This window comes from Loktanella sp. DJP18, from assembly GCF_049310965.1.
GTDB lineage: Bacteria > Pseudomonadota > Alphaproteobacteria > Rhodobacterales > Rhodobacteraceae > Loktanella.
The window spans coordinates 1-2,258 of sequence record NZ_JBMERN010000276.1 but is presented as its reverse complement, the minus strand read 5'-3'; the positions used below and the strand labels follow the sequence as shown (position 1 = coordinate 2,258).

Below are 2,258 nucleotides of genomic sequence, written 5' to 3'. Positions count from 1 at the left end.
GCGACGCCGGAACGGCAGAGCAAGCTCGATCCTTTCGCCGATAAACTTGCCGGCTGGCTGAAGACGGAGGCGGCGAAGTCACGCAAACAGCGGCGGACGCTGAAGCAGATGCATGCCGATCTGGTGGTTTTAGGCTTTGACGGGTCTTACAACCGGGTCGCCGCGTTTGCGCGCGACTGGCGGGCCGATCGGCAACGGGATCAGCAGACGACAGGGCGTGGCACCTACGTGCCTCTGTCGTTTCGGCCGGGCGAGGCATTCCAGTTCGACTGGAGCGAGGATTTTGCCGTTCTGGGTGGCGAACGCACCAAGCTCCAGGTTGCCCACATCAAACTATCGCACAGCCGGGCTTTTCTGGTCCGGGCGTATCTGCTGCAAACGCACGAGATGCTGTTCGATGCCCACTGGCATGGGTTCCGGGTCTTCGGCGGGGTTCCGGAGCGCGGCATCTACGATAACATGCGCACCGCAGTTGACCGCGTCGGTCGCGGGAAGGACCGGCAGGTCAACATGCGGTTCCTCGCGATGGCCAACCACTACGTGTTCGATCCGGCGTTTTGCAATCCTGCTGCCGGCTGGGAGAAGGGACAGGTCGAGAAGAACGTGCAGGATTCTCGACACCGACTGTGGCAACCCATGCCGGACTTCGCCGATCTTGCGGCACTGAATGACTGGCTGGAAGAGCGCTGTGTCGCGTTGTGGACTGAGATCCCGCATGCAACGCTGCCTGGGAGCATTGCAGACGTTTGGGCCGCAGAGCAGGCAGCGCTGATGCCATTGCCACCCGCCTTCGATGGCTTCGTCGAACTGAGCAAAAGGGTATCGCCGACCTGCCTGATCAGCTTCGAACGCAATCGCTATAGCGTCCCGGCGTCATTTGCGAACCGCCCGGTGAGCTTGCGGGTCTATCCCGAACGTCTGGTGGTTGCCGCCGAGGGTCAGACCCTGTGTGAACATGTGCGGGTGATCCAGCGCAGCCACCAACTCTCACCACGCACAATTTACGACTGGCGTCATTACCTGGCCGTCCTCCAGCGCAAGCCCGGGGCACTCAGGAACGGCGCGCCCTTTGCGGAATTCCCTCCGGCCTTCAGGCAGCTGCAAGATCTCATGCTGCGCAAGCCTGGCGGTGATCGGGAGATGGTAGACATCCTTGCGCTGGTTCTGCACCACGACGAACAGGCCGTGCTGGTCGCCGTGGAAATGGCATTGGCTGAGGGCGTCGCAACCAAAACCCACGTGCTGAACCTTCTGCACCGTCTGATCGATGGCAAGACGATCGGCGGGCCCGACATCGATACGCCACAGGCCCTTGCTCTTCGCAGTGAGCCAAAGGCGAATGTCGAACGCTATGACGGCTTGCGGGCCCGGACCGCCGGAGGCCGCCATGCGTCATGATCCCGCCAGTGGCGCCATTATCATCATGCTCCGCAGCCTGAAGATGCACGGGATGGCGCAAGCCGTGACAGACCTCATGGAACAAGGCGCACCCGCCTTTGATGCCGCGGTGCCGATGCTCGCCCAGTTACTGAAGGCCGAAGTGGCCGAGCGGGAGGTCCGGTCCATTGCCTACCACATGAAGGCTGCCCGCTTCCCGGCTTATAAAGATCTGTCCGGCTTCGACTTTGCGGCCAGTGAGATCAACGAGGCCACAGTGCGCCAACTGCATCGCTGCGAGTTTATGGACGGCGCGCAGAACGTCGTGCTGATCGGTGGCCCGGGCACCGGCAAAACGCATGTCGCGACGGCCCTTGGCGTGCAGGCTGTCGAACATCACCGTCGTAAAGTCCGTTTCTTCTCGACCATTGAGCTCGTCAATACGCTCGAGCAGGAGAAGGCCAAAGGTAAAGCCGGACAGCTTGCCGAAAGTCTCGTCCGCCTCGATCTCGTGATCCTGGACGAACTTGGCTACCTGCCGTTCAGTGCATCAGGCGGCGCGCTGCTCTTCCATCTGCTGAGTAAACTCTACGAGCGCACCAGTGTCGTCATCACCACGAACCTGAGCTTCAGCGAATGGGCCACCGTCTTCGGCGACCCCAAGATGACGACGGCGCTCCTCGATCGCCTGACCCATCGCTGCCACATCCTGGAGACCGGCAACGACAGCTTCCGCTTCAAAGCCAGTGCCGCCGCCGTAGCGGCCCGGAAAAAGAAGGAGAGCAATGATGTCTTGACCCAAACCTGACCCTCGAAACATAACCTCAAGGTGGGTCAGTTCTCGATGGAAAACCCGGGTCACTTCTGGGTGGAAATCAACA

2 protein-coding genes are annotated in these 2,258 nt (G+C 61.2%); both read left to right on the top strand.

Annotation, left to right across the window (positions count from 1 at the left end):
• Positions 1 to 1,398 (top strand): IS21 family transposase (gene istA, locus ACOI1H_RS25105; protein WP_422440997.1); only part of this gene is annotated, 1,398 nt, incomplete at its 5' end.
• Entirely contained in the window at positions 1,388 to 2,185 is a 798-nt protein-coding gene (gene istB, locus ACOI1H_RS25100) for an IS21-like element helper ATPase IstB (RefSeq protein WP_422440996.1), read from the top strand. The genes istA and istB, both read left to right, overlap by 11 nt.
• Positions 2,186 to 2,258 lie beyond the last annotated feature (73 nt).

What these genes read in the sequence shown, in the direction of transcription:
- istB (WP_422440996.1), top strand. Translation starts at nt 1,388, where the DNA reads ATGCGTCATGATCCCGCCAGTGGCGCCATTATCATCATGCTCCGCAGC.